Consider the following 23818-nt stretch of genomic DNA (forward strand, 5'->3'; position numbering starts at 1 on the left):
GGGCTTTTTTCGGACTCATTTTATCAACGCCAGAGCCTAAATCTCAACCGAAGACGCGCTTGAAAATCGTATCCACATGCTTCGTGTGATAGCCGAGGTCGAACTTCTCGCGGATCTGCTCTTCTGAAAGCGCAGCACGCACTTCCTGATCAGCCAGCAGTTCTTCGAGGAAGTCTGCACCCTGTTCCCAGACCTTCATCGCATTGCGCTGCACGAGGCGGTAGGAATCTTCACGCGAAACACCAGCCTGTGTAAGCGCCAGCAGAACGCGCTGCGAATGCACCAGACCACGGAACTTGTTCATGTTCTTGAGCATATTTTCCGGGTAAATAACCAGCTTTTCGACAACGCCAGCAAGACGGTTAAGCGCGAAATCGAGCGTGATGGTGGTGTCTGGTCCAATTGCGCGCTCAACGCTTGAATGCGAAATGTCGCGTTCATGCCAGAGAGCGACGTTTTCCATTGCAGGCACAACCGACATACGAACCAGACGGGCGAGGCCGGTCAGGTTTTCGGTCAAAACAGGGTTGCGCTTGTGTGGCATTGCCGACGAGCCCTTCTGTCCGGGCGAGAAGAATTCTTCTGCTTCCAGAACTTCTGTGCGCTGCATGTGACGGATTTCGATTGCAACATTTTCAATCGACGAAGCGATAACGCCGAGCGTCGCAAAGAACATGGCATGGCGGTCGCGCGGGATGACCTGCGTTGAAACTGGCTCTGCTTCCAGACCAAGCTTTTCGCAGACATATTCTTCAACGCGTGGGTCGATATTGGCGAACGTGCCAACAGCACCGGATACGGCACCGGTTGCGATTTCTGCACGTGCTGCGATGAGACGCGCGCGGTTGCGTAGCATTTCGGCGTAGAAACGCGCAAAGGTCAGGCCCATTGTGGTTGGTTCAGCATGGATGCCATGACTGCGGCCAATGCGAACTGTGTCCTTGTGTTCAAATGCACGTGTTTTGAGCGCTGCAAGCACGCGGTCCAAACCAGCAAGAAGCAGATCAGCGGCGCGAACGAGCTGCACATTGAGCGTGGTATCAAGCACATCCGACGAGGTCATGCCCTGATGCACGAAACGGCTGTCAGGGCCGATAAATTCGGCAAGATGGGTCAGGAACGCGATAACGTCATGCTTGGTAACAGCTTCGATTTCATCGATGCGCGCGACGTCGAATTTCGCAGCGTCACCCTTTTCCCAAATGGTCTTTGCGGCTTCCTTTGGAATGACGCCGAGTTCGGCAAGCGCCTCACATGCATAGGCCTCAATTTCAAACCAGATGCGGAACTTGGTTTCGGGAGACCAGATGGCGACCATTTCTGGCCGGGAATAGCGCGGGATCATGGGCATATCCTGTTTTGGCGGCCCGTCTGCCGGGCTGCAGGTCTTGGGTAAAGGGAATGCGCGGTGTTTAGCAGAGCCTGAGGCTCTGCTCAACGCACAAAAGCATGTCGTGGAAAAGTGGATACCGGTTTTCCGATAAAGACATGCTTAGAAAAAAGTCTATTATCGCGCAGCTTCTGCTGCTTCGCGAATAGCTTTGATGTTGGCGGCATAGCTCTCAACAGAGTTGCCTTTGTAAACAGCAGAACCCGCAACGAGAATATTGGCACCGGCGGCGACAACGAGACCTGCAGTTTCTGGCGTAATGCCACCATCCACTTCAATGTCAATCGGGCGGTCGCCAATCATCTCGCGCACGCGTTTGATCTTATCAAGCATAGGTGCGATGAATTTCTGGCCACCAAAGCCCGGATTGACTGTCATGACGAGCACGAGATCAACATCATCAATGACGTTGGTCAGTGCTTCAACAGGTGTCGCCGGGTTAAGTGCCAGACCGGATTTTTTGCCGAGTGCGCGAATGTTCTGCAGCGAACGGTGCGTGTGTGCGCCAGCTTCTGCATGAACCGTTATCAGGTCACAGCCTGCATCGGCGAAAGCTTCCAGATACAGATCGCATGGGGCAATCATCAGATGGGTGTCAAAGAAAGCCTGAGTGCGTGGACGAATTGCTTTGACGACCTGCGGGCCAAACGTGATGTTTGGCACGAAATGGCCGTCCATAACGTCGATATGAACCCAGTCAGCACCGGCTTCGAGCACGGCATCGACTTCTTCACCCAGACGCGCAAAGTCTGCGGACAGAATGGACGGGGCGATTGCGATAGGACGCATGTTTGTCTCCCTGGCAGGATGTTTTCACATCATAAAATAAAAATGCGCCCGGCCAGTTTTGACCGAACGCAGATATTGAGTTTAACCCCAGCGCTTGTGGAACCACATCCACTGGCCCGGATATTCGCGCACCCATTCCTCAACGGTGTCGTTGAGAAGCTGCGCGGTTGCGGCAATGTCGATCTCGCCTTTTTCGTCGCGCGGCAATTCCATGCGCTCTTTCAGCTCAAGCCGATAGCGACCACCGGGAAGGCGAATGCAGCGCGCCGGATAAACATCGCAATCATACTGACGCGCAAGCTTGGCGAGCAGAGGATTGGTCTTTACCGGACGATCAAAGAAGGTTGAAGGCACGCCGCGCTGGAACTTCTGATCCACCAGCATGCCAACATTGCCACCATTATCCAGAACGCGTGCCAGCGACCATGCAGCTCCGGCCTTGGAAGGCACCAGGTGACCCATATTGGTCTTGCGTGCTTTGAGAACGGTTTTCGCAATATAGGGATTGTTCGGCGGGCGGAAGAGGGCAGTTACATCAAGGCCAAACGTACCGGCACAAATCGGCAGAAGCTCGAAATTTCCAGTATGTGCAGTGAAGAAGATATGCGGCTTTGTTTCATCACGCAAGCGCTCGAAAATCGGAATGCCGTCAACTTCGATCAGGCCCGGTTCCGTCGCGTGTGGATCGAAATCGAAGATCGCATCAAGGAAAATATATTCCGCGAAAAGACGCGCCATCGAATCCCACATCTCTATGGCGATTGCTTCAATTTCGGCGTCGCTCTTCTCTGGATAGGCATGACGCAGATTGTTGGTTGCAACTTTGTGCCGTGGAGTAAGTGGCCCGACCTTGCGCGCAAACCATGCCGAAAATCGGATCGCGCTTTTGGCTGGCAGCAGACGCAACAGCGCCAGCGTCACGAACACAGCCTGCGCCCAAAGCCAATAGTTGAACTGCTTGAGCTTACGCGACCATTTGAAGAGAAGAAGCTTGAACTTGAACATCGAATGCTTAGTCGATCTGCAACACGATCTTACCGAACACGTCGCGGCCTTCCATGCGCTTCAAGGCAGTGCCGATGTCATCAAAGCCCACGATAGTATCGATGACCGGATGAACAACGCCCTGCGCCATTTTCTGCATCGCGTCAGCCATGTTTTCCATGCGGCAACCAAAAGAGCCGAGGATTTTAAGCTGCTGCTGGAAAAGCTGCATCAGGTTCATGTTGGTTGAAACACCCGAAGTCGAACCACAGGTGACGAGACGCGCGCCGCGCTTCATGCAAAGCATCGAGCCGGCCCATGTGTCGGCGCCAACATGCTCAAACACAACGTCAACGCCCTTCTTCTTGGTGAGTTTACGCACAACACCTTCAAAGCGGTCAACACGATAGTTGATGACATGATCGGCACCGAGTGCCTTGGCCTTTTCGATCTTGTCGTCAGAACCAACCGTGGTGATGACCGTGCAGCCCATTTTCTTGGCAAGCTGGATAGCGGCCGTACCGATACCCGAACCACCGGCTTGAACCAGAACAGTTTCGCCCGGCTGAAGTTTCGCATTGTCAAACAGCATATGCTCGACTGTACCAAAAGTAACAGGAGCAACCGCTGCACCAATTGCGTCAACGCCGGGAGGTGCTGGAACCAGCAAGCGAGCTGGCAGATTGACAGCCTCACACGCAAAGCCATCAAGATGGAAGCCATGAACGCCGCCGACGTGTTCACAGAGATTATCGCGACCTTCACGGCAGGCTTTGCAGAGACCACAGGTGCGAGCACCATAGATCGAAACAAGCTGACCCGGCAGAACATTGGATACGCCCGGGCCGATTGCATCGACAACGCCAGAAGCTTCCGCACCGATCACCAGTGGCATTTTGCGCTTGGCAAATGCCATGCCGCGCCAGCCCCATACGTCGATATGGTTGAGTGCAACGGCCTTGATCCGGACTGTCACTTCGCCATTGCCGGGAGCAGCTGGCGGAGCAATGTCGGTCATTTCGAGACGACGATCGTCGAGAAGTTGCAAGGCGCGCATGAAATTATCCTTTTCAAGACATAATCCCGGAGAGCATTTCGCTAACCGGGATTACCGAAGAGTTTATAGGTCTGTGTCCGATTAATTCGGATTTGCCGTTAAGACAAGGCTTGTGTTCTGTCCACCAAAACCAAATGAGTTGGAAATCACTGTAGAAACTTGTTGCTCGCGCTTCACATTCGGCACAACATCCAGCGGAATTGCCGGGTCCGCATGGTCGTAATTGATCGTTGGAGGCAGAGTGCCAGTTTCAATCGTTAGCAGCGAGAACACGGCTTCAATCGCACCGGCTGCGGTCAATGTGTGACCAATCATCGACTTGTTGGACGAAACCGGGATCGAAGAAAGCTGCTCACCAAATACGGTCGAAAGCGCAAGATATTCCATCTTGTCATTTTCAGGCGTCGAAGTGCCATGTGCATTGACATAGGAAAGCTGATCTTCGGTCAGGCCAGCATCGGCAAGTGCTGCGCGCACCGTGCCAATCGCAGGTGACGCGTCTGGCTTTGAGCGGGTGCGATGGAAATCGTCAGCCTTTTCACCACAACCAGCGAGAATGCCGAGCACCTTTGCACCGCGTGCGATGGCGCTTTCAAGCGATTCCATGACCAGCGCGCCTGAACCCTCAGCCATCGCAAAACCATCGCGATCCTTTGAGAAGGGTTTGGAAGCCTTTTCAGGCTTGTCGTTTTGCGTTGAAAGCGCTGAGAGTAGTGAAAAGCGGATGAGCGATTCAGCCGATACAGAACCGTCCGTACCAATCGACAGAACGCGGTCGCTTTCGCCACGGCGAATGGCTTCAACACCGAGCTGGATAGCCGTTGCGCCAGAGGCACAGGCCGTTGACAGCGTTACTGGCAGGCCGCGTGTGCCGAAGGCTTCCGACAGCCGTTCAGCGATATAGCCAAACTGCGTTGTATTGAAGAGTTCTTGCTGACGCGCACGACGGCATGCTTCCAGCAGAAGCTGATAGCTGGCCGGGCCTTCATCCTTGATGCTTGCATCGAGCGCAAAGCGGCTTTTCCAGTCGAGTTCAACCGGAGGGGCGGCGAGGAAAAGCGGACCACCAAAATCGCTGACCGAAAAGCCGGACTGTGCAAGCGCTTCTTCACCTGCAAGACGCGCGAGCGCCTCAGACAGAGCGGAAGAGCCGACATTGCTTTCAGGCAGAAAATCGACTGTGCCAGAGAAGCGTGTTTTCAGGCTATCAGTTGGAAAACGGGTGATTTCATGAATGCCAGAACGTCCGCTGGTAAGCGCCGCCCAGTTGTCCTTCTTGCCCTGTCCGAGCGAAGACACAACGCCAGCACCTGTGATGGCAACGATTGGACGGCCGAGATGGTCTGTATATTTGGTCATCTTATGCTCTCACCAGCTTTGCGGCACCTTCAGCGCGTGTTGCGCCGATGGTCGTGACAATGGCCTCGCTTACAGTCCCGTCAACAGCCTTTTCCGAGGCGTTGCACGGCGCAAAAGCTTCGCCTTTCCAGACGGAAATGGCTGCGAGTGCGAGTGCGAGCGGGAACTGTGCCTCGCGTAAATGACCGGTCAGACCGGAAATGCCGCGATAGGCTGCGGAAATATCTTCAAGAGCAGCTTTTTCGGCAGCCGTCGCTTCATGTGCGCCAGAGGCACCCGAAACTACATATACAGGCTCTTTCCCGCCATTGGCAGCGAGAACGAGTTCACGCACCGTCTTTGCGAGATCGGCTGCATCGCGGCGAACCTGCGCGCTTTCGATATTCGCGATTTCTGCATAGGCGCGCGCACCGCGCTTTTGTGCATGTTCTGCGCTTTCAAGCACAAGGAATACGCCGCCTGAGCCGGAAATCATGCCGCCACCTGCTGAGCCTTCACGGTCCCAAAGCGATGTCCAGCCGTCATGCTTGAGCAATCCACCAAGCTCATGACCAAGAATCATGTCGAAATGTTCGGAATTATATGATCCGCCAACCAGCGCATGTGTGCTCTGACCTGAGCGAATACGCGCTGCCGCGGTTTCAATCGCTGAAATGCCCGAACCTTCTTCGCCCATGAAAGTACGCGATGAGCCAGTCACCTTGTGTACGATGGAGATATTACCAGCGAGCAAATTGGAAAGCTGGGCCAGAAACAGGGTAGGGCGCAGCTCGGTCGAAAGTTTCTCATTGAGCATCACACCGCGATTGTTACTGGTGCGTCCTTCCTCGAGAATCTGCATATCGACGGTGATATCGCGTTCGCCGCCACCAGCGCCCACAATCATATCCATGCTGGCGCAGAGCGCTTCGTCGTCCTTCATGCCAGCATCGTCGAGCGCGAGACCTGCCGCATAGGTGCCAAGCCGCTGCCATGTCTCCATCTGGCGCTGGTCGCCACGCTTGGGGATCTGTAAACCCCAATCGACTTCGCCCAGCGGATGAACTGTGTAAGGCGCAAAGGCTTCTTTTTCGAGGCGGGGTTCAGAACCAGCCTTTGAAAAAGCGTTCCAATGCGCATCTAGCCCTTCGCCCAGCGATGAGATGATGCCAATACCAGTGATGACGACTTTATTGCTCTGCATGGTTCGGTCTACCCGTAAATGCTGATCCAGAAACGGAATCAGGGCGAACACGGATGTTCACCCTCTCATACCGTCAGCTTTCGTGGCGGTTCAGCCTTTTTTGGCTGCAACCAGCTCGTCGATCTTGGCGCAAAGGTTTTTGAGTACGAAGTATTCTTCGGTCGGTGCCTTGCCTTCGTTCACTTCCTGCGTCCACTGTTCAAGCGGAATTTTGATGCCGAATTCTTTGTCGATCGCAAATACGATGTCGAGGAAGTCGAGGCTGTCGATACCAAGATCATCAATAGTGTGGCTATCCGGCGTGATGGTGTCACGGTCGATTTCGCTGGTTTCTGCGATGATGTCGGCGACTTTGTCAAAAGTAGAGGACAAGTTTCGATTCCTTTATTCCTGCGATGCCTCAACAGGCATGCGTCTGAGTATCTGCGCGTATCTAGCGTGTTTCCGGCGATAGGGAAAGTCATATTGCTTTCACAATAGCCAGAGCTTTGATCGCGCATATAAGGTGTCTGCTATGCGAAGCGCAACATAAAGCGGATTACAAAATTTTGAAATAGTAGCAAAGTTGCCTCGGCTAAGGTTCACCTCTTACCCTCTGAACCAAATGCCAAAGCCCAATTATACAAAACCCAATCATCATAATCGCCAGCGCATATCGCACAAAATGGTGGTCTGACACGATGGCTGCGAGGCCTGATGTTACACTTGCTAAGGCGCTAAGCGCGGGTGGATGTTTAAGAGCTGTCGTCACAGCAGTGTCTTGCTGACGTGCTTTCGGAAGCCCTTGGATTTTTGGTTCCATTGGCTCGACGAATGGCAGCGTCAAAGCCATTGCAAGTGCTCGTGATCGCACACGTTCCACTCGGGCCAGCCAGCCTTTTCCGAATGTTGATGCCGTAGACAGGCCTTTGAGCCAAGAGGCCCGTGCATCACAAAGTGCGTTGATGACCTCCACGGGTGAACGCGCAGAGATGGCCTCAATTGTTTGAGCGCCTATGACGCCATCCTCATGCTGATTGACCCTCGCTTGCAGTGTCTTCGCTGCACGACCCGGCCCTGAATTAACAGCAAAATCGAAAACAGCGTAATCAACACCGGATGGTAGATTGTCACCATCAATCTTATTCCAGAATTGCTGCTGATAAATTTTTGATGCCTCGGTTTCTGTAAGTTCTCTGACATCTTGTGGTGATACTCGATGGCGACGCCATGCAGATAATGTATTGAGGGTAATTCCCATGTTGGTTGCGCCGCCCGGATCGCGGGGATCGTCAACAAAACCACCTTCTTCGCTAAAAATATACTCTATAGTTTTTTTGAAATTGGCTTTCATAAATAAATACCTCAATTTTTATATTCTGAATTAAGATAATTTTTAAATATACTGGATGTTAACGCATTCAGTGGCGAAATAATATCTGTTTTTATTCTTCAATCTTGACGTGAAGGTGGCGAGCGTGTTGCTGTAATTGGCTCTTGCGTAGAAAGGGGCGATGCTGCTTGATATGGCTTTGTAACGACATAAAAATGGGCGGATAAATTGACAGCAGAAATATTTGGATATGCACCGGACGGGCAGGCGGTTCATCGGTTGACCATCGCCAATGGCCCGCTTGAGGCAAAAGTGATCACATGGGGCGCAGCCATTCAGGACTTGCGTCTCGAAGGCCATGAAGCGCCGCTTGTTATCGGCTATCGTGATTTTAATGACTATCCTGCACATTCGCCGCACCTGGGCGCAATTGCTGGCCGCTTCTCAAACCGTATTCGCAATGCCCGTTTTGAGCTTGACGGCACGACCTACAATGTCGAGCCAAATTTTCAGGGTATTCACAACCTTCATGGCGGCAGCCAGGGACTGGGAAACCGGGTTTGGGATATCGTTGAAACAGGTGCGGACTTCGTAACTCTCAAGATACTGTCCAAGGACGGCGAAATGGGGTTCCCCGGAAACCTGAATGTCAGCTGCACCTACACGTTGAAGAGTGATGGTACGCTGGTCGTACATCTGGAGGCTATGACGGATAAGGCAACGCCCTGCAGCCTCTTGCATCATAGTTATTTTAATCTCGATGATGGCGGAGAGGACGATATTCTCGATCATCAGCTCAAAATTGAAGCCGATGCCTATATGCCAGTCGATGAAGCACTGATTCCCGATGGTCGCATTCTGCCTGTCAAAGACACGCCCTATGATTTCCGAGATTTCCGGCCAATCCGCTATGATGAAAACGGCAAACAACTCGAATATGACAGCAATTTATGCCTGACTGCTGCACGTGGCCCATTGCGTCCTTGTGCATCCGTAAAAGGGGCACGTTCGGGCATTCGTTTGGATATATCGACGACAGAACCCGGCGTTCAGTTCTATGCCGGCAACACGATGGCCAATGATTGTATCGGGCTGACGGGCAAGCCTTATGGCAAACATGCTGGTTTCTGTCTTGAGCCGCAGCTCTGGCCGGGATCGCTTCAATATTCTTATGTTCCGCAATCAATCCTGCGTCCGGGCGAAGTTTACGCCCAGACAAGCCACTTTACCTTCACAAAAGGCTGAGCTTTAAGAATAAGCGGCGCGTGCGGTATCCATCGGAGCCAGCGCGCCGCGAATTTCGACCACGCGGGCAGCAACGGCATGCGCTTTCGTTGCGGCTTCGACAGGTGACAAACCTTTGAGCCGGGCTGCAAGATAGCCGCCATTAAAGCTATCGCCTGCGCCTGTCGTATCAACTGCATTCGCTTTAACAGAAGGTACGAGGCTTTGTTGGAAATCCGCGATAACTAACGCGGGTTCAGTTCCGTCTTTCACTATAATTTCTTTGACGCCAAGCCCGATCAGTCGCTCTGCACAAGCTGTAGCAGTTTCATCGCCAAACAATGCCTGTTCATCCGGAAAAGTAGGCAAAGCTATATCGGCGATCTGCATTGCTTCACTGATGATCTTTTTGGCAGCTTCGCGATCTGGCCAAAGCTGATGGCGGAAATTCGGATCAAACGCGATAAGCGCGCCGTTGGCACGGCATTCACGCAAGACATCGAACAACGTTTCGCGATGTTCAGGAAACACGATGCCTACCGAGATACCGGAAAAGTAAATCATATCGCGGCCAGCAAGGCTGGCTTGCAGCGCACTCTTGTCACTGGCAAGCCGCTTTGCTGCGGCATCGCTGCGCCAATAGGTGAATGAGCGTTCCGCACCATTAAGTGTAATCGCATAAAGCCCCGGATGCACGCCTTTGATGATTGGGCTGTGTGCCGTGCCAATGCCATTTGCATCAAGAAAGGCACGCTGTTTTTGCGAGAAATCATCTTCGCCAAACGCACTGACATAATCGACTGGAAATGACGGATCGGTCAGTGCACGCATGTACCAGGCGGTATTCAGCGTGTCTCCCGCATAGCCCATGCGCCATTGATCACTATCGCCCCCTGACAGTTCGATCATGCATTCACCAATCGACGCGAAACCACCCATAGTCATCTCCTCATAGCTATTGGGACATACGCCTATACGAATTTCCCCTGATGTAAAATCCTGATTTAGCCAGCCTTTATCGACTTGCCACATTCCTCGTGTAACGATCCTGGCAAAAGAGGAATCACTATGCGTTACGCGATTTATTTCACGCCGCCGTCGGGCGATGCGCTTTTGAAAGTTGCTGCAAATTGGCTGGGGCGCAGTGCGTTTAGTGGCGAGGCGGTGAAACTTCCGGCGATTCGCACACTTGCTGCAGAAGATATTGCTGCACTCACGGAAGAACCGCGCCGTTACGGTTTTCATGGAACATTGAAAGCGCCATTCAGGCTTGATGATGGGTTTCAGGAAAGCGATTTGATCTCCGCTTTGATGTACTTTGCGTCATCAACTGCTCCGTTCGCTATTCCGCGCCTGAAAGTGCAGGGCATTGGTCCGTTCTTCGCATTTGTTCCTGAAGAACCTGTGGTCGAACTAAACCAACTGGCTAATGACGTTGTCGTATCATTTGACCGTTTTCGCGCGCCTCTACGCGACGCAGAAATCGCAAAGCGCCGCCCAGAACGTTTGAGCGAAGCACAACGGATAAATCTGGATCGCTGGGGGTATCCTTATGTGTTCGAAGAATTTCGGTTTCACATGACACTGACCGGCCCTGTGGATGAAAAACAGCGCCCGCAGGTTGAGCGTACGCTCGACGAATTTTTCGCACCCGTCCTTGATGAACCGGTTGAGGTGGCCAATCTGGCGCTTTTCGTTGAACGCGAGAAAGGTGCACCTTTCGAGATTCATTCGCTTCACCCTATGACAGGTGGTGATAAGGTGCCCAAACGGTCATCGAGGGCCGTGGGGAGGCCATAAGGAATGACGACTGAACTCATTTTAAAAAATGCCAATATTATTCTGCCTGATGAAGTAATCCATGGAACGATCAAAATCGCAGATGGTATGATCGCCGATATTGCGTCTGGCGCATCCGTTTCCGGCAAGGACATGCAGGGGGATTATCTGACACCGGGTCTGGTGGAATTACACACTGATCATCTTGAAGGCCATTATGCGCCGCGTCCGAAGGTGCGTTGGAATCCGGTTGCCGCTGTGCAAGCCCACGATGCGCAGATTGCCGCTTCTGGCATTACAACGGTTTTTGATGCCTTGCGTATTGGCTTTGACGAAGAAGCTGCTACCGGCATTGAGGATATGCGCAAGCTTTCCTCTGCCATTGCAGAAGGCCGCGACGCGGGACGGCTGCGTGCGGATCATTATCTGCATTTGCGTTGCGAGGTTTCGGCACCTGATTGCCTGAGCGCATTTGAGCGTTTTGGAGTGCACCCGCTGGTCAAACTGGTTTCGCTGATGGATCATGCGCCCGGTCAGCGCCAGTTTACCGACATTGAGACCTATAAGCTCTATTACATGAGCAAGCTTAAAGTCTCGGAAGAAGAGTTTATTCGCTATTGCGAAAAGCGTATGGGCCAGTCCAAGCTGCACTCGGTATCAAACCGAATTGCAATCTCAGGCACCTGCAACGAACGCGGGATAGTGCTTGCCAGCCACGATGATGCAACAGCAGATCATGTCGCAGAGGCGAAAACGCAGGGTATTCGGGTTGCGGAGTTTCCGACCACACATCTGGCTGCGAAGACCTCAAAAGAGTCCGGCATGTCAGTCCTGATGGGCGCGCCCAATGTGGTGCGCGGCGGCTCGCATTCCGGCAATGTTTCTGCGCGTGAGCTGGCGGAGGCCGGTCATCTTGATATTATTTCGTCAGATTATATCCCGGCAAGCATGATGCACGCGGCATTCTTCATGGCTGATGTTATGGAGGAAATCACCTTGCCGCAGGCAATGCGCTTTGTTTCAGCAAATCCCGCTAAAGCAGTTGGCCTTGACGATCGCGGTGAGATCGCAATTGGCAAACGTGGTGATCTTGTGCGGGTACAGATTGCCGAACATGTGCCGATTATTCGTACAGTCTGGCGAGAAGGGCGGCGCGTGATATAACACGCGCCTTTCATATTTGTATCAGATTGAAGCGTCTGACAGCGACAGAATGCCAGTGTCGGCATCGACCGATAGTTTCAGTTCTTTGTAGCTATTGATGCTCTTATGAGCAGTTTCCGGCGAATGTGGGTGTGTTGCCGTCACCACAACGACATGTGCACCAGCGGTTTCACCTGCAACAATACCGGCGGGCGCATCTTCAAAAACCAGACAATTATTCGGATCAAAACCAAGCCGCTTTGCACCAAGCTGGAAGCATTCAGGGCTAGGCTTTCCACGCTCGACGTCTTCCGCCGAAACAATGACCTTTGGCAGCGCAATACCGGCGGCCGCAAGGCGGCGGCGTGCTAGCTCAATGGGCGCTGAAGTGACAATAGCCCAACGATCTTCTGGCAACGATTTGAGGAAATCGATTGCACCCTCAATAGCTTCAATTCCGTCCAGATCGGCCATTTCCGCATCGAGCAGAATCTTGGCTTCTGTATCCGGGTCGAGATGCGGCAGCCCAAGCCTGCGCACTGTATCGACTGCACGCACACCATGAATGGTTGGAACGAACGTCACCGGATCTATGCCGTGGCGCGTGGCCCATTGTCCCCAGACGCGTTCGGTCGCAGCAATGGAACTCAGAACTGTGCCGTCCATATCAAACAGAAAAGCATCGAACGACTTATTGAAGGGGGACAGGTCGGTCAAAATATGGTCCTCAAGTTTTGGTATTAAGAATCGCGTATCATGATTTTAATTCGTAATAAGCGCGGAAGTCACACTATTCGATGATTTGATCGCCTTCGTGACCCAAAAACTTGATCATTTGCATTGTTTGTGGCTTTTTGCGCGACTTACAGTACGGCTTTCAATCTTAAGCTTTCACGCTCAGATGAATCGCATTCTCAGGATAATTGTTTAAATGACTGAAATAAAAAATAAAAATGGCAATTATCCTGACAATCGGTTCTCTGTGGCTCCGATGCTGGATTGGTCTGATAGACATTGCAGATATTTTCACAGGCTGTTTTCAAAGCGCGCACTTCTCTATACGGAGATGGTTGTCGCTGATGCTGCCATCCACGGTCCACGTGAGCGGCTGATGGGTTTTGACGCGGCCGAACACCCGATTGCGTTGCAACTTGGCGGTTCGGATCCGGTCAAATTGCAGGAAGCAGCGCGGATCGGCGCGGGCTTTGGCTATGATGAAGTCAATCTCAATGTCGGTTGTCCGTCTGACCGTGTGCAGTCGGGTACGTTCGGCGCGTGTCTCATGCAGACGCCCGATGTGGTCGCCCGCTGCGTGGCAGCCATGAAAGAGGCTGTTTCTGTACCTGTCACCGTCAAGTGCCGGATTGGCGTCGACGATCAGAACCCGGAAGTCGCACTTGATGCGGTTGCAGATCAGGTTCTTAACGCTGGAGCTGATGCGCTTTGGGTCCATGCTCGCAAAGCATGGCTGAAAGGCCTTTCGCCCAAAGAAAACCGTGATATTCCGCCGCTAGATTATGACCGTGTTTATCGCTTGAAGAAGCGCTTGCCGGGGACATTTATCGGCATAAATGGCGGCATCAGTACGCTTGAAGAAGCCGTTGCGCATCTTGATCATATAGATGGCGTTATGCTGGGCCGCGTTGCATATCACAATCCGGCAATTTTAGCCGATGTCGATCATCTGATTTATGGCGAAGACGAAAAGCACGTCGATATGGCCGAGATTATCGAGGCAATGTGCGAATATGTAGACAGGCATATTGCGCATGGTGGCAGGCTTTCGCATATCAGTCGACATATGATCGGCTTGTTTACGGGGCAACCTGGCGCGCGCCGCTGGCGCCAGATGCTCTCGACCGATGCCTCAAAGCCGGATGCTAGTAGTGATTTGCTGCGTCAGGCCTATGCGTCCGTCATGGAAGCCAGCGCTGAAGCAGCGTGATCAATCTATCATAATCAACTGATCGCCGCGAACGCTGAACCCACCCAGCGTTTGCAGGAAATTCATGCCAAGCAGACTGCCGGTCATCAGACCTTCTTGCGTAACCATGGCGCGGATATTCTCACGTTGGATCTCGCCAATCTGTAAGTTTGCGATGGTGATGCTTGCGGCCGTTGCCCTGCCATTGGCTGTGTTGATCGGCACATTATAGGCAAGCGATGATGTGTCGATGCCTGCGCGTTCGGCATCTTCCTTTGAGAGCACAACCGAAGATGCGCCTGTATCGACAAGGAAATGTACGCGCGCACCATTTACACGGCCATTTACTTCAAAATGACCATTGGCCGATTTTGCAAGAGTGACGGTGAGAGAACCATCTGAGGCTCGTCCTGAAATCGGACTGCCGGGAATAAGGCCAGCCGTGATGCGGCTTCCTACATCCTGTAGCTCATAGCGATATTGGTATCCTGCAACGAGAGCCAGAATAATAACCGCCCAGACGGCCATGTTCCGGGCAAAATCGCTGAGTTTGATGCCGGAGCCTAAAATGCCTGCCGCCAGCACCACACCCCATATGCCCATATAGGCCGCCTGGCCAAAAGCGTCATTGGCCATTCCAAGCGTTGTGCCGCTGTTATCGTTTGCCATCAGCAGCAAAATAACAACTGCAATGGCTGCAATTACGATCCAGAACAAACGCTCCATTAGTTTTCTCTCTTTTCCAGTCTTTCATGTCGCTGAGGTAAAAGCGCCATGACTGCGCGCCGTTGATCATTGCTCATACTTGACCAACCCGCAATTTCATCAAGCGTCCGGGCGCAACCCAGACAAAATCCTGTTTGGCTGTCCATCACGCATACCAATATGCATGGCGATTCGATTGCTGCGGTATTCATGAAATCAATGTGGTTGCATCAAAGCGCACTGACAAGACCAAGCAAAACCGCAAGCGTGCAAATCTGTTGTGCTGCTCCCAGCGTATCGCCTGTTTGTCCGCGAATTTTGGCAACGCATAGTCTTGCAAAACCAAAGACCAGGACAACGCTGAAAAGCAGGGCCTTTATGAATCCTGCTACCCCCGCCACAGGAATGCTGGTCAAGGCTAGAATACCAAGACCAATCAAACAGCCGCAGACAAGCGTTTCCCAGCTTGGCTGTCCCAGATTATCAGCAAGGCCACCGGGACGTGCTGATGGAAGACCATACCACAGAGCAAGCATAGCTGCTCGGCTTGCAGATTCTGCGCCAATGAGCGCGAGCGTGGCGTAACAAGGGCCAGCTCTCTCGATAAGGGTGGCTAGAAGTACAACTTTAAGGCCTGTCCAGATGATGAGTATCAGCGCCGCGAAAGTGCCAATACGCGAATCCTTCATAATTTCGAGACGACGTTGAGGTGTTGAAGCTCCGAAAAAGCCGTCTGCGCTGTCACCAAGGCCATCTTCGTGCAATGCGCCTGTCATGGCAGCGAGTGCACCGATAGCGATTAAGCTGGAAACTAGTGCAGGCAGGTTCAGATAATCGGATAATAGCAGTGCTATCCCTGCAAACAGCCCAAGCACGGCACCGGCGAACGGAAAAGCCCGCACACTTGTTTTAAGCGAATCGCTGGAACCCTCAAGCCATGCGGCTCGCAGTGGCAAACGGCTTAGAAACCCCAGAGAACGAATTGTATCTCCAATGAAGCTATTTCGCTGCAAGTGCTTGCTCCGCTTTAAGAACGATATGGCATAAGAAGGAATAATTGCAGCCAATAAGCCTTGGCGCAAAGAGGTGATTTGAAAATTTGCGTAAGTGCTTATAGGACGAGCAAAATAGTTTTGCATCCTCCATTGATTGATTGGACCAGACGATATGAGTGCCAGTGGCCTTCCTTTTGACGATTTCCGTGAACTCATCCGCAATCTGCCGGGACCAGATATTGGTGCGGAAGCGGCTGTGCGTGCGCGGGAAGCGACACTGACCAAGCCAGCAGGTTCGCTCGGGCAGCTTGAAGAAATCGTCGCATGGCTGGCAGCATGGACAGGTAAATCCATTCCGCAGATCAATCGCCCGCTGGTCGCAGTCTTTGCGGGCAATCACGGCGTGACCGCTAAGAACATCACACCATTCCCTTCAAGCGTGACTGCGCAAATGGTTGAGAATTTCGCCGCCGGTGGCGCTGCGATCAATCAGCTTTGCATCGCGCATGATCTGGGACTCAAGGTTTTCGATCTGGCGCTTGAACATCCAACGGGTGACATCACCGAAGAAGCAGCCATGGACGAGCGCACATGTGCGGCCACCATGGCCTTTGGCATGGAGGGGATTGCGGGTGGAACTGATCTTCTATGCATCGGCGAAATGGGCATCGGCAACACGACGATTGCCGCAGCCATTGCTATGGCACTTTTCGGTGGTGCGGCTGAAGACTGGGTTGGTCCGGGTACGGGTTCGACGGGCGAGTTGTTGCATCGTAAGCTTGCGGCGGTTCGCGCTGCGGTGACACTTCATCAAGATCACCTCAAAGACCCGCTAGAAGTTCTGCGTCGCCTCGGCGGACGTGAATTGGCTGCGATGGCAGGTGCAATCCTTGCAGCCCGCATGGAAAAAATTCCGGTCATCGTTGATGGCTTTGTCGCCAGTGCCGCCGCCGCAGTTCTTTACGCAGCAAACCCGACATCACTTGATCATTGCTTGTTTAGCCATGTGTCAGCCGAGCCGGGGCATCGGCTGCTACTTGAAAAGATGGGTAAAAAGCCACTTCTCGATCTTGGCATGCGTCTTGGAGAGGGAACGGGTGCAGCACTTGCCGCTGGTATCGTCAAAGCGGCAGCGCTTTGCCACAGCGGAATGGCAACATTCGAGCAAGCCGGCGTTACAAGTTCTACGAAGTAAACATAAAAAGCCCCGGGAATCCGGGGCTTTTTGCGGTAACGCGTGGTTAATTGCTTTCTTTGTCGAGTACCATGTAGTCGAGCGGCAGCTCTGTCGTGTACTTGATCTGCTCCATAGCGAAAGATGAAGACACGTCACGAATTTCAATCTTGCTAATAAGGCGCTTATAGAATGCATCATAAGCGCCAATGTCTGGCACAGCCACGCGCAGCAGATAATCGACATCACCGCTCATGCGGTAAAACTCGATGACCTCTGGAAACTCCTGAACAACTTCCGAAAAACGCTTCAACCATTCATTGCTGTGCGAACTGGTGCGTACGGATACAAATACCGTTACCCGCGCATTGATGCGCACAGGATCAAGGATAGCAACACGGCGCTTGATGACACCATCTTCCTCAAGCTTCTGGATGCGGCGCCAGCAAGGGGTTGTGGATAGGCCAACCTTCTTAGCGACATCGGCTACCGCCAGTGTTGCGTCTTCCTGCAATAAACGCAGTATTTTTCTGTCTAGCCTGTCCATGCGATTTTTATCCCGATATTAGAAACTGTTTCCCGAACCCTGTGGATGTGTGAAACTTAATACCTTATCGTTTGCCTTGGCTGGAATTTACAGGAAAAATATTCTGTTGAGAATGGTGGTTCTAAAAATTATTTTCTAGGGTCAATCAGTTTGCGTATTTTTTGCTGCAAAGCTGGCACGACGTCCGCGTCGAACCATGGATTACGTTTGAGCCAGCCACTGTTACGCCAAGATGGATGCGGCAAGGGCAAAACGGTTCGCCCCGCAGTATTCGGCGTTTCCATGAAGTTCCGCCAGTTCTCAACTGTTTCGGTCAGACTTGTCTTGCGCCACTCTGGGAGATGGTAGGCAAGCGCATATTGCCCGACAACCAGAATGAATTCGAGTTGTGGCATGGATGCAAAAACGCGGTCATGCCAAGTCGGGCGGCATTCACGACGTGGCGGAAGGTCGCCACCATGTTTGTCATAGCCGGGAAAGCAAAAGCCCATCGGCACGATTGCAAAAAGCGATGGATCGTAAAACTCTTCGCGACTTGTGCCGAGCCATTGCCGTAGCCGATCGCCGGACGGATCGTTAAAGGGCAGGGAGCTGTTGTGCACGCGAATGCCGGGTGCCTGACCGCAAATCGCAATGCGTGCCGTATTTGAAATAATGCAAACCGGATTCGGTTCGTGTGGCAAAGGTGGCAGATATTGGGGCGTGTCACGACAACGGCGGCACGCCTGGATCGAGTGTCTGAGCTCGTCCAGATTTTCCATTCTTTCTGTAATTCTCCAGATCAAATTGCGTTCAGCAGTTTAACGACTTGGCCTTTGATATAATGAATCATATCGCTGATTACATCGGATGATCGTGTTTCATGGCTGGTTTCAGCATCGGCGTTTGGTTGCTGATGGTCTTTGCGCCACTGATACGGCACCTCAAAACTGCCAGCCCATATGCCGCGTATTTCACGACGCGCAGTAGCTTCTTCGCTGCGATAATCGCCATAGGCAACTGCCCAGCCTTGTTCCACCATCCATTGGTTGAGGTTTGTTTCACCGCGATAGCATGTCGCCAAGGTACGTCCGTATTTATCAAGCCCCAGCTTTTCACATCGAATCGTACTTCCATTGATCTTATTCAGCAAAACTTTGCGCGCGTCTCGGCCGCAAAGGTAATCGCGCTTGTCGATCTGGCAGCTTTGCTGCATTTCCGGTGCGTCAATGCCTGCAAGCCGTATGTGAATCTTGTCGAGAATGACTGTGTCACCATCAATGACATAGACCGATCCAGCTAGAGTTTCCCTAGATTGCCGACTTTCAGGTAGAGAGACGATAATTGCAATGAGAATTGAAAATATCAATAAAGTCAGTAGGATGCTTATAATTTTTCGTGCGTTTTGTCGCCTCGCAGAGGTATAATTACGCCGATAGCGGCGCCTTCTGTTAACCATCGCTTTTGGCACCCCAACCAGCATTATTCTCGCTATACACAATCATGCTTCGCAGAATCTATCACATTTGAAAGTACGCTTTGGTCTAACAACTTCAGCCCCACAACATTTTGTTTTGTGTTGATTCAGCAACAGTCTTTATTATTGCTTTAGGCTAAAAGATGGGAGGCACATTTTGCCCATTTCCCGCCACAAAGGGGCGTCACCGCTAGGGAAAGGTGAAAGCCATTAACAGAATTGGGAAGCTTTGGTTCCCTCAGGACAGGAAAAAAATGAAGAAGGACGCATTGTTTCATAACGATCCGTTTTCGGAGGGCGAAAAAGCCGACCGATCTTTGTTTTTTCGTTTTCGTGAAAAACGAGCTTTTTTCCGCCAAAATCGGGTCTCAGTGTTGACGAAAATTCAATGCACTCTGTTGATGATGTCATCAACTTCTAATCAGTGTGAAAGACCAGCGTTCTGATGCGTATCCGCAGTTTTTCATATCCCCTTATCGCTGCGGCACTTGGTTTGGCCATTGTCTGCAACAGCGCTTCGGCTTTTGATTTAAACGATGACTCCGAGAAATCGCGTAGCCCGTTTGAGCTCTTCAAGTTTGGTTTTTCTGCTTATAAGAGTGGCCACAAGGACGAGGCGATCAAGGCGCTGCGTTATGCTGCCGATCGTGGACATCAGGGCGCCAAGTGGAAGCTTGCACGCATGTATGCCGATGGCGATGGCGTCGCTGAGAATGACTATGAAGCCTATCAGATTTTTGAAAAGATCGTTCGTGACGGTGCAGAGCCGGGTTCAGAAAATGAGCCTTATGTTGCTGATGCGCTGGTCGCACTTGCCGGTTATGTGAAGCGCGGCATTCCCGGTTCGCCGGTCAAGGCCAATCCCAAGTTTGCCCGTAATCTTTATGTGCAGGCTGCATCGAATTTCGGTGATCCGGCAGCTCAGTTTGAACTTGGCAAGATGTTGCTTGACGGTGAGGGTGGAGAGCCTAACCCAATGCAGGCCGCACGCTGGTTTCAGCTTTCTGCCAAGAAGGGCAATGCGAGCGCGCAAGCGATGCTCGGCAATATGCTGTTTCAGGCGGGAAAGACCGTGCGTGGCCTAGCCATGCTGACTGCGGCCTTTGAGCGTTGCCCAACAGAAGACTGCACCTGGATACGCGATATGCAGGAACAGGCTTTCTCTATTGCGGGTGAAGCAGACCGCCGTAATGCGGTGGCACTCTCCGGCAATCTGACCACCAAGGGCGATTTCTGATTATTTGAATCCGCCTGATTAATCAGACGGATAATGTCACCGTTACAGGCACGTGGTCTGACGGCTTTTCCCATGCTCTGACATGCTTTTCGATATCCGTCGAAACGAAATGGTTTGCCGCTTCTGGTGAAAACATCAGATGGTCGATGCGAATGCCATTGTTTTTCTGCCATGCACCGGCCTGATAATCCCAGAAGGTGTAAACGCCTTCAGCGTCCGTGGCAGCTCTGACCGCTTCAGTGAAGCCCAGATTTTCCAGGCGACGAAACGCCTGACGTGATTGCGGCTGAAACAGCGCATCGCCAAGCCATTGTTGCGGATTCTTCGCGTCATAAGGCTCAGGAATGACATTATAATCGCCTGCAAGCACAAGCGGCTCTTCCAGTTCAAGCCTGTTCTTGGCCCATGTCTCAAGGCGCTGCATCCAGGAAAGCTTATAAGGAAACTTTTCCGTATCAATCGGATTGCCGTTTGGGAGATAGAGCGACACGACACGTAGAACGCCTTTATCGGTCGAGAAAACGGCCTCAATGAAACGAGCTTGTTCGTCGCTATCATCGCCGGGAAGACCGCGAATAACCTCATCTGGTGATTTTTTGGAAAGAATCGCGACGCCGTTAAAGCCTTTTTGCCCGTGCGTTTCGACATGATAGCCGAGCGCTTCGATTTCCAGCCGTGGGAACAGCTCGTCCACTGACTTGATTTCCTGAAGGCAAGCGATGTCGGGCGATGATTCCTTCAGCCAATGCTGGAGGTTTTCGATGCGCGCCTTGACGCCGTTTATATTCCATGTCGCGATTTTCATGATGAAATGATTAGGCGTAAGATGGGGTGAGGGCAAGCGCTGCACGCATTCCATCACAGAATTTCCGCTCTTTCGCATAAATATTCATTGGCCATTTGTATTGCCGCTTTTGCGTTCCTATCTCCCATTTACAGTAGTCAAATTAGGAGATTTGAATGTTTGACGCCAAAAAGCTTCTCGACCAATTTCTGGGATCGCAAATACCGGGCATGTCAGGAAGCGTTCGCGATAAGGCAGGGCAGGCCACCGATCTCGCCAAGAAGAACCCTTTGGCTACTGGTGCAATCGCTGCGGCAATCTTTGGCACGAAGACGGGCCGCAAACTTGCTGGCAATGTCGCAACCGCAGGCGGTTTAGCTGCAATCGCTGGTCTTGGTTATCTCGCGTATAAGAACTATAAATCCGGCCAGCAGCCGCAAACTGCCCCCCAACCAGCGGCAGCTGAGCCAGAACTGCTTCCACCGCCGCCAGCAGACTCACCCTTTCATCCGCAATCACCTTCAATGAGCAATAGCTTCGCGCTGACACTTATTCAGGCGATGATTGCGGCTGCGAAGGCTGACGGTCATATCGATGCGAGTGAACGCGCACTGATTATGGAAAAAGTGCAGATTTCAGGCCTCGATAACGAGGCAGAAGCGTTTTTTCAGAAAGAACTCGCGGATCCGATTGATATTGATGCTTTGGTCGCAGCTGCTCAGACGGAAGAACAGAAGGTCGAGCTTTATACGGCTTCACGCCTGACGATTGATCCTGATACGCGTGCAGAACGTGGTTATCTCGATATGTTGGCGGGTCGCCTTGGTTTGCCGGATGCGCTGGTTGATCACATTGATGCGACCGTCTCGTCGGTCAAAGCCTGATAAAATAAAACCGGCTTTAATTTAAAGCCGGTTTTTCTTTGGGGTGGTAAACTCCATCAGATCGCGAAGCTTGTTCCACAACCGCATGATGCTGTGGCATTTGGATTGCGGATTTGAAACGACTGTCCCATCAGGTCATCAACGAAATCGATCTGCGAGCCGTCCATATAGGGCACAGAGATGGAATCGATCAGTACCCTGGCACCGAGCTTTTCGATAACAATGTCATCATCGGACTGATCATCAACCAGATCATATTTGTAGGAAAAGCCAGAACAGCCGCCACCTTCGACAGACACGCGAAGTGCGGTCTTGCCGGGTTCAGAACTGATAATCTTTGCAATCCGCTTGGCTGCGGATTCAGAAACGGTAATGTCTGTCATCTGCCTTGTTCCGCTTACAATTGCGTATAACGAAGTGGAATTACGAAATTCACAATCAACGCATACTTGCCATCATGTTTAGCTGATAGCTATGAACGCAGTGCGTGGAAGTCAATGTCCACCTGTCATTTACGTAATCATATTACAGTGAGGAACGCATCGCAATGTCCGGCCAGGAAATTGGGTCACTCGAAGGCATCGGCTTTGGCTATCGTGAACGCGCGCCTTATGCTTGCAATCCAGCTTTGAGCCGCGGGCGGCTGGTGTCTGAGCCGGAAAGCGCCACGCGGACTCCTTTTCAGCGCGACCGCGACCGAATCATTCACTCAACGGCTTTCCGCCGCCTGAAGCATAAGACGCAGGTTTTTATCGCCCATGAGGGTGATCATTACCGCACGCGCCTGACCCATACGATCGAAGTGGCCCAGATTGCCCGTGCATTGGCGCGTGCCTTGCGATTGGACGAAGACCTTGCCGAAGCGGTGGCGCTCGTGCATGATTTTGGCCATACGCCGTTTGGACATACTGGGGAAGACGCGCTCAACGAGCGGATGAAACCCTATGGTGGCTTTGATCATAATGCGCAGTCTTTGCGTATCGTGACGAAGCTTGAGCATCGTTATGCTGATTTTGACGGTTTGAACCTCTCATGGGAAACGCTTGAAGGCTTGGTAAAGCACAACGGTCCGCTGATTGGCCCATTTGCAACCCATGCCGACGAGCCGGTTCCTCAACCTATCCTCGATTTCAACGAGCGCTATGATCTCGAATTGTCGCGTTTTGCGAGCCTTGAGGCACAATGCGCGGCAATCGCGGACGACATTGCTTATAATGCGCATGATATTGACGATGGTCTTCGTTCTGGCCTGCTGACGCTTGAAGGGCTGGATGAGGTGCCTCTAACAAAGCGGCTGCTGGATATTGTCAGAACGCGTTATCCGGGGCTTGATGCCGTGCGCACCGGGCATGAGCTAGTGCGTCGTCAGATCACGATCATGGTCGAAGACGTGATTGCGGAATCACAACGCCGTATCGCGAATGCCAATCCTCAAAGTGTTGATGACGTGCATGCGCAACCACACGCGCTTGTAGGCTTTTCGGATACGATGCGCGATGAAGAAAAAACGCTGAAACGCTTTTTGTTCAAGAACCTTTATTTTCATGACAGTGTCGTGGTTCGCAGGCATGCTGCGGATAAGATTGTTCAAGACCTATTCGATATTTCATTTGAAAAGCCATCCATCATGCCAGCCGAGTGGCAAGCAGACTGGGAAGTGCTTGATCAAGCAGGCAAGGCACGCCGTGTTGCCGACTATCTGGCGGGTATGACTGACAATTATGCCGTGCGCGAACACCGACGATTGTTTGACCACACACCCGATTTAGCTTAATCGGAGCTTAACGAAGCGGATGCTGGCGCTAAAACGCGTTGGTATGGCTGTTATTTTTATGACGAGCCAAGGCCGGAAAACACAATTATAGCCGGACGGAAGCCTGACAGGACGAACC

26 protein-coding genes are annotated in these 23818 nt (G+C 52.1%); 8 read left to right on the forward strand and 18 right to left on the reverse strand.

Annotated features, from left to right (window positions below; all coding sequences use genetic code 11):
- Positions 1-43 precede the first annotated feature (43 nt).
- From purB to U2P60_RS13980, 8 genes are all read right to left on the reverse strand, one after another.
- Complete coding sequence (gene purB, locus U2P60_RS13945) at positions 44-1345, reverse strand: adenylosuccinate lyase (RefSeq protein ID WP_313828401.1); 1302 nt, start codon at positions 1343-1345, stop codon at positions 44-46.
- Positions 1346-1507: 162 nt separating this feature from the next.
- Positions 1508-2179, reverse strand: coding sequence for a ribulose-phosphate 3-epimerase (rpe, locus tag U2P60_RS13950; RefSeq protein WP_413573060.1), 672 nt, complete (start codon positions 2177-2179; stop codon positions 1508-1510).
- Positions 2180-2260: 81 nt separating this feature from the next.
- Complete coding sequence (locus U2P60_RS13955; protein ID WP_313828403.1) at positions 2261-3184, reverse strand: lipid A biosynthesis lauroyl acyltransferase; 924 nt, start codon at positions 3182-3184, stop codon at positions 2261-2263.
- Positions 3185-3191: 7 nt separating this feature from the next.
- Positions 3192-4220 carry a zinc-binding dehydrogenase gene (locus U2P60_RS13960; protein ID WP_064320495.1) on the reverse strand — a complete coding sequence of 343 codons (1029 nt, stop codon included), beginning with the start codon at positions 4218-4220 and terminating at the stop codon, positions 3192-3194.
- 81 nt (positions 4221-4301) lie between these two features.
- Positions 4302-5579 carry a beta-ketoacyl-ACP synthase gene (locus U2P60_RS13965; protein WP_413573061.1) on the reverse strand — a complete coding sequence of 426 codons (1278 nt, stop codon included), beginning with the start codon at positions 5577-5579 and terminating at the stop codon, positions 4302-4304.
- A gap of 1 nt (position 5580) precedes the next feature.
- A complete protein-coding gene (locus U2P60_RS13970) occupies positions 5581-6762 on the reverse strand; it encodes a beta-ketoacyl-ACP synthase (protein ID WP_313828631.1) in 1182 nt (393 codons plus the stop codon).
- Between the two features lie 90 nt (positions 6763-6852).
- Complete coding sequence (locus U2P60_RS13975) at positions 6853-7134, reverse strand: acyl carrier protein (RefSeq protein WP_024897522.1); 282 nt, start codon at positions 7132-7134, stop codon at positions 6853-6855.
- A 202-nt stretch (positions 7135-7336) separates the two neighbouring features.
- Positions 7337-8095, reverse strand: a complete 759-nt coding sequence (locus U2P60_RS13980) for a glycoside hydrolase family 108 protein (protein WP_413573062.1) — start codon at positions 8093-8095, stop codon at positions 7337-7339.
- A gap of 207 nt (positions 8096-8302) precedes the next feature.
- Between U2P60_RS13980 and U2P60_RS13985 the strand changes: the two genes are divergently transcribed.
- Positions 8303-9319, forward strand: a complete 1017-nt coding sequence (locus U2P60_RS13985) for an aldose epimerase family protein (RefSeq protein ID WP_413573063.1) — start codon at positions 8303-8305, stop codon at positions 9317-9319.
- Between the two features lie 3 nt (positions 9320-9322).
- Here the strand turns inward: U2P60_RS13985 and U2P60_RS13990 are convergent, their stop codons facing one another.
- The gene (locus U2P60_RS13990) at positions 9323-10237 is read right to left on the reverse strand and encodes a sugar kinase (protein WP_413573064.1); all 915 of its coding nucleotides are present in this window, start codon (positions 10235-10237) and stop codon (positions 9323-9325) included.
- A 129-nt stretch (positions 10238-10366) separates the two neighbouring features.
- Here U2P60_RS13990 and U2P60_RS13995 point away from each other — a divergent pair, with 129 nt between their 5' ends.
- Both U2P60_RS13995 and U2P60_RS14000 read left to right on the forward strand, forming a co-directional pair.
- A complete protein-coding gene (locus tag U2P60_RS13995) occupies positions 10367-11098 on the forward strand; it encodes a DUF1045 domain-containing protein (RefSeq protein ID WP_413573065.1) in 732 nt (243 codons plus the stop codon).
- A gap of 3 nt (positions 11099-11101) precedes the next feature.
- Positions 11102-12241, forward strand: a complete 1140-nt coding sequence (locus tag U2P60_RS14000) for an alpha-D-ribose 1-methylphosphonate 5-triphosphate diphosphatase (RefSeq protein ID WP_413573066.1) — start codon at positions 11102-11104, stop codon at positions 12239-12241.
- Between the two features lie 21 nt (positions 12242-12262).
- On the opposite strand, the gene U2P60_RS14005 is transcribed toward U2P60_RS14000, so the two are convergent.
- On the reverse strand, positions 12263-12937 hold the full coding sequence (locus U2P60_RS14005; protein ID WP_413573067.1) for an HAD family hydrolase: 675 nt from the start codon (positions 12935-12937) through the stop codon (positions 12263-12265).
- 214 nt (positions 12938-13151) lie between these two features.
- Between U2P60_RS14005 and dusA the strand changes: the two genes are divergently transcribed.
- Positions 13152-14165, forward strand: coding sequence for a tRNA dihydrouridine(20/20a) synthase DusA (gene dusA / locus U2P60_RS14010; RefSeq protein WP_413573068.1), 1014 nt, complete (start codon positions 13152-13154; stop codon positions 14163-14165).
- Here the strand turns inward: dusA and U2P60_RS14015 are convergent, their stop codons facing one another.
- Genes U2P60_RS14015 through U2P60_RS14025 form a run of 3 tightly spaced genes read right to left on the reverse strand, consistent with a single transcriptional unit; the run spans position 14166 to position 15862 of the window.
- Positions 14166-14870 carry a TIGR02281 family clan AA aspartic protease gene (locus tag U2P60_RS14015; protein ID WP_413573069.1) on the reverse strand — a complete coding sequence of 235 codons (705 nt, stop codon included), beginning with the start codon at positions 14868-14870 and terminating at the stop codon, positions 14166-14168.
- Complete coding sequence (locus U2P60_RS14020; protein ID WP_413573070.1) at positions 14870-15061, reverse strand: DUF1289 domain-containing protein; 192 nt, start codon at positions 15059-15061, stop codon at positions 14870-14872. Before U2P60_RS14020 ends, U2P60_RS14015 begins: the two co-directional genes overlap by 1 nt.
- 18 nt (positions 15062-15079) lie before the next feature.
- Positions 15080-15862, reverse strand: a complete 783-nt coding sequence (locus tag U2P60_RS14025) for an adenosylcobinamide-GDP ribazoletransferase (protein WP_413573071.1) — start codon at positions 15860-15862, stop codon at positions 15080-15082.
- 154 nt (positions 15863-16016) lie between these two features.
- Here U2P60_RS14025 and cobT point away from each other — a divergent pair, with 154 nt between their 5' ends.
- Positions 16017-17039, forward strand: coding sequence for a nicotinate-nucleotide--dimethylbenzimidazole phosphoribosyltransferase (cobT, locus tag U2P60_RS14030; RefSeq protein WP_413573072.1), 1023 nt, complete (start codon positions 16017-16019; stop codon positions 17037-17039).
- A gap of 46 nt (positions 17040-17085) precedes the next feature.
- Here the strand turns inward: cobT and U2P60_RS14035 are convergent, their stop codons facing one another.
- The 3 genes from U2P60_RS14035 to U2P60_RS14045 form a co-directional block, all read right to left on the reverse strand.
- A complete protein-coding gene (locus U2P60_RS14035; RefSeq protein ID WP_250039709.1) occupies positions 17086-17565 on the reverse strand; it encodes an Lrp/AsnC family transcriptional regulator in 480 nt (159 codons plus the stop codon).
- A 128-nt stretch (positions 17566-17693) separates the two neighbouring features.
- Positions 17694-18326 carry a uracil-DNA glycosylase family protein gene (locus tag U2P60_RS14040; protein ID WP_413573073.1) on the reverse strand — a complete coding sequence of 211 codons (633 nt, stop codon included), beginning with the start codon at positions 18324-18326 and terminating at the stop codon, positions 17694-17696.
- 20 nt (positions 18327-18346) lie between these two features.
- A complete protein-coding gene (locus tag U2P60_RS14045) occupies positions 18347-19027 on the reverse strand; it encodes a thermonuclease family protein (RefSeq protein ID WP_413573074.1) in 681 nt (226 codons plus the stop codon).
- A gap of 439 nt (positions 19028-19466) precedes the next feature.
- On the opposite strand from U2P60_RS14045, the gene U2P60_RS14050 reads away from it, so the two are divergent.
- A complete protein-coding gene (locus U2P60_RS14050) occupies positions 19467-20258 on the forward strand; it encodes a tetratricopeptide repeat protein (protein ID WP_413573075.1) in 792 nt (263 codons plus the stop codon).
- Positions 20259-20280: 22 nt separating this feature from the next.
- On the opposite strand, the gene xth is transcribed toward U2P60_RS14050, so the two are convergent.
- Positions 20281-21117: an exodeoxyribonuclease III gene (gene xth / locus U2P60_RS14055; RefSeq protein ID WP_413573076.1), complete on the reverse strand. Its 837-nt coding sequence runs from the start codon at positions 21115-21117 to the stop codon at positions 20281-20283.
- A 101-nt stretch (positions 21118-21218) separates the two neighbouring features.
- Here xth and U2P60_RS14060 point away from each other — a divergent pair, with 101 nt between their 5' ends.
- Positions 21219-21926, forward strand: coding sequence for a tellurite resistance TerB family protein (locus U2P60_RS14060; RefSeq protein WP_413573077.1), 708 nt, complete (start codon positions 21219-21221; stop codon positions 21924-21926).
- Between the two features lie 56 nt (positions 21927-21982).
- Here the strand turns inward: U2P60_RS14060 and erpA are convergent, their stop codons facing one another.
- Positions 21983-22309 carry an iron-sulfur cluster insertion protein ErpA gene (gene erpA, locus U2P60_RS14065; protein WP_250039716.1) on the reverse strand — a complete coding sequence of 109 codons (327 nt, stop codon included), beginning with the start codon at positions 22307-22309 and terminating at the stop codon, positions 21983-21985.
- 164 nt (positions 22310-22473) lie between these two features.
- Here erpA and U2P60_RS14070 point away from each other — a divergent pair, with 164 nt between their 5' ends.
- Positions 22474-23700: a deoxyguanosinetriphosphate triphosphohydrolase gene (locus U2P60_RS14070; RefSeq protein ID WP_413573078.1), complete on the forward strand. Its 1227-nt coding sequence runs from the start codon at positions 22474-22476 to the stop codon at positions 23698-23700.
- Positions 23701-23818: the final 118 nt, after the last annotated feature.

Origin of the sequence: Brucella sp. H1_1004 (genome assembly GCF_047308065.1) — a bacterium.
Lineage (GTDB): Bacteria > Pseudomonadota > Alphaproteobacteria > Rhizobiales > Rhizobiaceae > Brucella > Brucella pseudogrignonensis_B.